The organism is Streptomyces sp. AcH 505 (genome assembly GCF_000818175.1).
Lineage (GTDB): Bacteria > Actinomycetota > Actinomycetes > Streptomycetales > Streptomycetaceae > Streptomyces.
Map to the genome: position 1 here is coordinate 5188651 of NZ_JTIY01000001.1, position 8065 is coordinate 5196715.

Sequence of the window (8065 nt, forward strand, 5' to 3'; positions counted from 1 at the left end):
ACCCGTCGCCGCGATCAACTCCCTCATACTGCGCCCCTTGGCAGCAGATCAACTCGCTGCAGCTGGAGGTGGGTTGCGTGACGCTCTCTTCCAGTTGGACTGGCTGGTGGCGGATGCCGCACCGGGTAGCGCGGTCGCTCCGGCATACGCGGAGCTGCCGGACCTGTCGGTGGCCGGTGACGTCCCGGAGTACGTGCTGCTGAGGCTGTCTGAGCCGACATCCGCTGGGGTGCCGGAGGCGGCCCGCGCGTTGACGCATCACGTGCTGGGTGCCGTGCAACAGTGGTTGGTGGATGAGCGGTTCGCCGCTTCCCGTCTGGTGGTCGTCACTCAGGGCGCGGTGGCCGTGGACCTGTCCGGGGATGCTGATCCGGTACAGGCCGCCGTGTGGGGTCTCGTACGGGCCGCGCAGGCGGAGCAGCCGGACCGGTTCGTACTGCTGGATCTGGACGACGACCCCGCATCCACCAACGCCATCGGCAGCGCACTCGCGAACGGTGAGCCACAGCTCGCAATCCGTGCGGGCGGGATACGGGTGCCGCGGCTGACCCGGGCCGTCATTGCGGAGACGCGAGACGAGACGGTCTTCACGCCGGACGGCACCGTTCTGGTCACCGGTGGCACCGGCGGTCTCGGTGCTCTGGTCGCCCGCCGTCTCGTCACCGAACACGGCGTACGCCACCTCCTGCTCGCCAGCCGGCGCGGACCCGACGCCCCCGGCGCCGACGGCCTCCTGGCCGAACTCACCGCGCACGGGGCCCAGGTCACCGCCACCGCGTGCGACGTCACCGACCGCGACGCCCTCGCCGCGCTCGTCGCCTCCGTACCCGCCGAGCACCCGCTGACCGGTGTTATCCACACCGCCGGTGTCCTGGACGACGCCACGATCCCGTCCCTCACCCCGGACCGGATGGATACGGTTCTGCGGCCCAAGGCGGACGCCGCCTGGCACCTCCACGAACTCACCCGCCACCTCGACCTCACCGCCTTCGTGCTCTTCTCCTCCGTCTCAGGCACCCTCGGCGGCGCCGGACAGGCCAACTACGCCGCCGCCAACGCCTTCCTCGACGCACTCGCCACCCACCGACACACCCACCACCTCCCCGCCACCTCACTCGCCTGGGGACTGTGGGAAACCGGCGGCATGACCGGCCAACTCGCCGACACCGACCTCCGTCGTCTGGAGCGCACCGGCATCAGCCCGCTCACACCCGACGACGGCCTCACCCTTTTCGACAGCACGATCGCAGGGGATCGAGCCGTCCTCGTACCGGTCCGGCTCAATCTCAGGACCCTGGGCGCGGCAGCGGATCGGCTGCCGGCGGTGTTCGGCGCACTCGTCCGCAAGCCCGCCAAGCGGGCGACGGCCGGCGGGGCGGAAGCCGCGGGGCTGGCCGATCGGCTCGCCGCTCTGGATCCGGGCGAGCGGCAGTCGGCGGTGTCGGACCTGGTACGGGGCCAAGTGGCCGCCGTACTCGGCTTCGCCGACGCATCCGCGATCGAGTCCCAGCGGCAGTTCCAGGAACTCGGCTTCGACTCGCTCACCGCGGTGGAGTTCCGTAACCGGATCAACACGGCCACCGGACTCTCCCTCCCGGCGACGCTCATCTTCGACTATCCGACCCCGATCGAGCTGATCGACCACCTGGTGGGTCACTTCGACGGAGCCGAGGACGAAGAGGCCGGCATCCTCCGGATCTTCGCCGAACTGGACCGGATCGAAAGCTCGATGGCCGGTCTCACGCAGGAAAGCGCAGCACGCACTCGGCTCGCCGCACGTCTCAAGACGGTCCTGTCGAGCCTCAACGACAACGGAGAGCAGTCCGGCAAAGCAACGGTGGCCGACCAGATCGACTCGGCCACGGACGACGAGATGTTCGCCTTCATCGACAACGAGCTTGAAATCTCTTGACGTGTGCACTGGCTGAGAAGGGTTACGTTCGATGGCAAACGAAGACAAGCTCCGGGACTACCTGAAGCGCGTCACGGCCGACCTTCATCAAACTCGCCAGGAGCTGCGAGAGATGGAGGGCAAGGAGCACGAGCCGATCGCGATCGTCGGAATGAGCTGCCGCTATCCGGGTGGCATCTCGTCGCCCGAGGAACTGTGGCGGCTGGTCTCCGAAGGCGGCGACGCCATCTCCGAATTCCCCACCGACCGCGGCTGGGGGGAAGAGCTGTACCACCCGGACCCGGACCATCCGGAGACCTCGTACACACGGCAGGGCGGATTCCTTTACGACGCGGGGGACTTCGACGCCGGGTTCTTCTCCATATCCCCGCGCGAGGCAATCGCAACCGACCCGCAGCAGCGGCTGTTCCTGGAGGCCTCCTGGGAGGCCCTGGAGCGAGCGGGTATCGATCCCACCTCGATGCGCGGCAGCCGCACGGGAGTGTTCGTCGGCGCGATGTACCACGACTACTTCCGCAGCGAGGCGCTCGGCAGTGTCATTTCGGGGCGTGTGTCGTACGCGCTTGATCTGGAGGGCCCCGCCGTCTCGATCGACACGGCATGCTCGTCCTCGCTGGTGGCGCTCCACCTCGCGGTGCACGCGCTGCGCCGGGGTGAGTGCTCGATGGCGCTGGCCGGCGGTGTGACGGTGATGGCGACCCCCGGGACCTTCATCGAGTTCTCCCGGCAACGCGGGCTGTCCGCCGACGGCCGCTGCAAGTCCTTCGCCGGTGCGGCGGACGGCACCGGCTGGAGCGAGGGCGTCGGTGTGCTGCTGGTCGAAAGGCTGTCGGACGCCCGGCGCAACGGCCACCACGTCCTGGCCGTCGTCCGCGGCAGCGCGGTCAACCAGGACGGCGCCAGCAACGGCCTCTCCGCGCCGAACGGCCCCTCCCAGATCAGAGTGATCAGGGAAGCCCTCACCAACGCGGGACTGTCGGCCTCACAGATCGACACGGTGGAGGCACACGGCACAGGTACGGTGCTGGGCGATCCGATCGAGGCGCAGGCGCTGTTGGCGACGTACGGGCAGGACCGGCCGGACAACCGGCCGCTGTGGCTCGGCTCCTTGAAGTCCAACATCGGCCACACCCAGGCCGCCGCAGGTGTCGGTGGCGTCATCAAAATGGTGATGGCGATGCGGAACGGCGTCATGCCGAAGACGCTGCACGTGGACGAGCCCTCGCCGCACGTCGATTGGTCGGTGGGCGAGGTCGAACTGCTCACCGAGCCCCGGCCCTGGGAACACGACGAGGCGCCCCGACGCGCTGCGGTCTCCGCCTTCGGCTTCAGCGGAACGAACGCTCATCTGATCCTGGAGGAAGCGCCGGCCGAAGAGTCACTGTCGGACGAGCCCGAGAGGTCGGCTCTCCCGTCGGTGCCGCTGGTGCCGTGGGTGATGTCGGCGCGGAACGCGGAGTCGCTGGCCGTCCAGGCTGCTCGTCTGCGGGAGTGGGTGGTGGATGCTCCGGAGGCTGATGTCGCTGCGGTGGGCCAGGCGCTGGCCACGGGGCGCGCGCTGCTTGATGAGCGGGCGGTCGTGGTCGGTGAGGACCGGGAGGAGCTGCTGGCGGGTTTGGCGGCGCTGGCGTCCGGGGCGTCTGCTGCTGGTGTCGTGAGCGGCAGTGGTACGGGCGGGAAGCTCGCGCTGCTGTTCGCCGGACAGGGTAGCCAGCGGCTGGGCATGGGCCGCGAACTGGCCTCCTCGTTCCCGGTGTTCGCTGCCGCCTGGGATGCGGTGTGCGCGGTTCTGGATCCGTTGCTGGCGCATCCGGTACGGGATGTGGTTCACGCGGAGCCGGGTTCGGAGCTGGCCGGGCTGCTGGACGAGACCGGCATGACGCAGCCGGCGTTGTTCGCCTTCGAGGTGGCCCTGTACCGGCTCCTCAGTTCGTACGGCATCACAGCGGACGTACTGGCCGGGCACTCCATCGGCGAGCTGGCAGCCGCGTATGTCGCGGGGGTGTTCTCTCTGGAGGACGCGTGCCAGCTGGTCGCGGCGCGTGCCCGGCTGATGCAGGCGCTGCCCGCCGGCGGTGCCATGCTCGCCGTCGCCGCCCCCGAGGCTGAGGTGCTGGCGCTGCTGGCAGGCCGCGCGCACGAGGTGAGCATCGCGGCCGTCAACGGACCTGCCGCCGTCGTCATCTCCGGTGCGGAGTCCGCCGTTGCGGAGATCGGGCAGATCCTGGCCGATCGGGAGGTTCGGACGCGCAGGCTGCGTGTCTCGCACGCCTTCCACTCGCCGCTGATGGACCCCATGCTGGATGACTTCCGGCAGGTCGCCCAGAGCCTCGACTACCACGAGCCCGCGATCCCGATCGTCTCCAACCTGACCGGACAGCTCGCCGAAGACGGCCAACTCACCACCCCCGACTACTGGGTACGGCACGTACGTGAGGCGGTCCGCTTCGCGGACGGCGTCACCGCAGCCCACACAGCAGGCGCCACCCTCTTCGTCGAGGTCGGCCCTGACGGTGTCCTGACCGGCCTTGCCGACACCGATGTCATCCCGACCGTCCGCAAGAACCGCGACGAGACACGCTCCGTGCTCGAAGCCCTCGCCACCCTCCACACCCGTGGCGTCCGCATCGACTGGACGACGCACTTCGCGCGGACCCCCTCCTCCTACGTCGACCTGCCCACGTACGCCTTCCAGCACCAGCGTTTCTGGCACCGGCCCGAGACGGTCGAGGCTGTGCCGGCGGCGCAGGCCGCCGACCCGGGGGACGCCAAGTTCTGGGCAGCCGTTGAGCGGGAGGACCTGGCCGGTCTCGCCGACACACTGGACATCGAGGACGGCTCTCCGCTGGCCGCCGTCCTGCCGAAGCTGTCGTCGTGGCGGCGGCGTCGGCAGGACCGGGCGGTACTCGACTCCTGGCGTTACCGGATCACCTGGCAGCCGCTGACTGCCGTGGGCACCACTGCGCCCGCCCTGTCCGGTACTTGGTGGGTCGCGGTCCCTCCCGCCCAGGGCGCCGATGACGCGGCGACCTCGGTCGTCGACGCCCTCGAACGGCATGGCGCCCGCACCCGAGTGATCGACCTGGCCGCAGATCCTGATCGCAAGCGCCTGGCCGACCTGCTGCGGGAACTGGCCGCGGACGAGGCGCCGACCGGTGTGCTGTCCCTGTCGGCGGGGGCGTCCGAAGCGGGCCCGGTGGCTGCCGCCGGACAACTACTCGCGCTGATGCAGACCTTGGGCGACGCGGACGTTGACGCACCGCTCTGGATCGCCACGTCCGGTGCCGAGAGCGTCAGCCGGATCGATCCTCTTCGGCACCCCGAGCAGGCCGCCGTGTGGGGGCTCGGGCGGGTCTTCGGCCTTGAGCACAGCGCGCGTTGGGGCGGTCTCGTCGATCTGCCCGAAGCGCTCGACACGCGCGCCCTGACCCGGCTCGTCGCCGTGCTCGCGGGTACCGGGGACGTCGCCGGCGAGGACCAGCTCGCCATCCGGGCGTCAGCCGTGTTCGCCCGCCGATTGACGCGCGCGCCCCGTACGCCCCGTACGCCGTCGGATTCGGCGGCGAAGTGGCAGGCGCGGGGGACCGTCCTCGTCACCGGAGGCACCGGCGGCCTGGGCGCGCAGGTGGCGCGCCGGCTGGCGGGCGACGGCGCCGAGCATCTCGTACTCACCAGCCGGCGCGGCGTGAACGCGCCGGGCGCCACGGAACTCGTCGCCGAACTGGAAGAGTTGGGCGCACGGGTGACCGTGGCCGCATGTGACGTCGCCGACCGCGACGCGCTCACCGAACTCGTACGCGGTGTCGAGGCCGCCGGTGACACGATCAGATCGGTCTTCCACACCGCAGGGGTCGCACACATTCAGCCGCTGGCCGATCTGGACCGGCGGGAACTCGTCGAAGCCACTCGGGCCAAGACAGTCGGGGCCGCCAACCTGCACCAGCTGTTCGCCGAGGACGCGCGCGACACACTCGACGCCTTCGTGCTGTTCTCGTCCGGGGCGGGAGCCTGGGGCGGTGGCCACAACGGGGCGTACGCCGCAGGCAACGCCTTCCTCGACGCGCTCGCGGCTCACCGCCGGGGCCGTGGACTGACCGCGACGGCAATCGCGTGGGGGTTCTGGCACTCGGCGGGCGGTGGCATGACCACCCTGCTCAACGAGGACGACGCCAACCGCGGCGGCTTGCCGTTCATGGACCCGCAGTTGGCCCTGGACGGTCTGCGACAGGCACTGGACGACGACGAGACCAACCTCGTGATCGCGGACATCGACTGGACGCGGTTCGCCCCGCTGTTCACCGCCGCGCGGCGCCGTCCGCTCCTGGAGGGCGTACCCGAAGCGCTTCAAGCCTTCGAAGCCGACGCCGAGTTGATACCCGAGGGGACGGGGACGGCCTCGCCGCTGCGCGAGCGACTGCTGCGGCTCAACCCGGCGGACCAAGAGCGTCTTCTGGTGGACCAGGTCCGCGAACAGGTCGCACTGGTGCTTGGCCACGCCGACCCGGCGGACGTCGAGGCGGACCGGGCCTTCCGGGACCTCGGCTTCGACTCCGTCACGGCCGTGGAACTGCGCGGCAGGCTCAATGCCGCCACCGGGGTGCGGTTGCCGTCGACCGTCGTCTTCGACTACCCGAGCGTGACGGCTCTCGCCCGACTGGTCCGTACCGAACTCCTGGGCGAGGAGACGTCTGCCGACCAGGCCGCCGTCCGCTCGCGCGGCACGGACACCGGCGACGACGATCCCGTCGTGATCGTCGGAATGAGCTGCCGCATGCCCGGCGGTGTGAACAGCCCTGACGACCTCTGGCGCCTCGTCGCCGACGGCAGGGACGCGATCGCCGCGCTCCCGGAGAACCGGGGCTGGGACACCGAAGGCCTGTACGACCCGGACCCTGAGCGCCCCGACACCTCGTACGTCCGCGAAGGCGGATTCGTGGACGGGGCAGGGGGGTTCGACCCCGAGTTCTTCGGGATCAGCCCGCGCGAGGCCCTTGCCATGGACCCGCAGCAGCGGCTGTTGCTCGAAGCCTCGTGGGAGGCGATCGAGAGCGGCCGGATCGCCCCGCACTCCCTGCGCGGCAGCCGGACCGGTGTGTTCGCCGGGGCGGCCTACGAGGAGTACGGACGCGACTCCGACCAGGTTCCGCCGGAGTCCGTGGGACACCTCGTCACGGGCACCCTGAGCAGCATCGTGTCCGGCCGCGTCGCGTACGCACTGGGCCTCGAAGGGCCCGCGGTGACGGTGGACACGGCGTGCTCGTCGTCGCTGGTCGCGCTGCACCTCGCGGTGCAGGCGCTGCGTAACGGCGACTGCGATCTGGCCCTGGCCGGTGGCGTCACCGTCATGTCCTCCCCGATCGGATTCATCGGCTTCAGCCGCCAAGGCGCTCTCTCGCGCGACGGCCGGTGCAAGTCCTTCGCCGATGCCGCCGACGGTTTCGGGCTGTCCGAGGGCGTGGGCATGCTGCTCGTGGAGCGGCTGTCGGACGCACGGCGGAACGGTCATCCGGTGCTGGCGGTGGTGCGCGGGTCGGCGATCAACCAGGACGGTGCGAGCAACGGCCTGACAGCCCCGAACGGTCCTTCGCAGCAGCGCGTCATCCGGCAGGCGCTGGCCAATGCCGGACTGACGACAGCAGACGTCGATGTCGTGGAGGCACATGGGACCGGCACGACGCTGGGTGACCCGATCGAGGCGCAAGCGCTGATCGCGACGTACGGGCAGGGGCGCACAGAGGACCGACCGCTGTGGCTGGGCTCGCTGAAGTCCAACATCGGCCACACCCAGTCGGCCGCCGGCGTGGCCGGCGTCATCAAGATGGTGATGGCCCTGCGGAACGGTGTGCTGCCGCAGACGTTGCATGTGGACGCGCCGTCGCCGCACGTGGACTGGACGGCCGGTGCGGTCGAACTCCTCACCGAGGCACAGCCGTGGCAGGAGACGGGCCGCGAACGCCGTGCTGCCGTCTCGTCGTTCGGTATCAGCGGTACGAACGCGCATGTGGTGTTGGAGGAGGCTCCTGGGGTGGTTCCGGTGGAGCCGGTGGGTGTGGTTTCTGGTGGTGTGGTGCCGTGGGTGTTGTCTGCGCGGAGTGCTGGTGGGTTGCGCGGGCAGGCGGGGCGGTTGGGCGGGTTGGTGGGCGCGGGGTCGGT

General features: G+C 70.3%; 2 protein-coding genes. Both read left to right on the plus strand.

Annotated features, from left to right (window positions below; genetic code table 11):
• On the plus strand, positions 1-1912 hold a 1912-nt coding region (locus tag HY68_RS23585), incomplete at its 5' end, for a beta-ketoacyl reductase (protein WP_206742981.1).
• 31 nt (positions 1913-1943) lie between these two features.
• Positions 1944-8065 (plus strand): type I polyketide synthase (locus tag HY68_RS42150; RefSeq protein WP_041991935.1); only part of this gene is annotated, 6122 nt, incomplete at its 3' end.